The organism is Acidimicrobiia bacterium (assembly GCA_029210695.1).
Lineage (GTDB): Bacteria > Actinomycetota > Acidimicrobiia > Spongiisociales > JAHEDJ01 > JAHEDJ01.
Map to the genome: position 1 here is coordinate 1 of JARGFH010000175.1, position 516 is coordinate 516.

Consider the following 516-nt stretch of genomic DNA (forward strand, 5'->3'; position numbering starts at 1 on the left):
GGAAATCAACCTCGGTGAGGGAAGTGCCCGCTTTCGTGACCTCGAGCACGATCGGGGTGGAACCTGGCGAACCATGAAGATGATGCAGGAAGCTCAATCACTTCCCGAGTTCAACTTCGCCCCAACGGGCACAACCGCCTCAGTTCCCCTCCTGAGGCCCAGCGTCGAGGCTGGACCATACGTGGTGCAGGCAGACGGCTGCTATCTGTGTGGGATCAAATGCCACAAGAACGTGTACGACGAGACTGAGGACGGCAGAGCTGGAGCTTTCCGGGCCAAGGTCGACTTTGAACCGATCACTCTCTTGTCCTCCAATCTGGGCATCTTCGATCCCGACGTAGCACTTTCGCTCATTGAACTCACCGACGAACTCGGCATGGACTCGATCTCGCTCGGCGTCACGCTGGGCTATGTCATGGAGTACAACCGCCGCACCCGCTCCGGCCTCCTGGAGAACCTCGGATTCTCGGACCCCGCCGGTGTCGAAACCGCGATCCGGGCCGTGGCCGAAGGTCG

General features: G+C 60.3%; 1 protein-coding gene. It reads left to right on the forward strand.

The genetic code is table 11. The features are described from left to right. The coding region (locus tag P1T08_18960; GenBank protein MDF1598150.1) for an aldehyde ferredoxin oxidoreductase C-terminal domain-containing protein at window positions 1-516 on the forward strand (516 nt) is incomplete at both ends.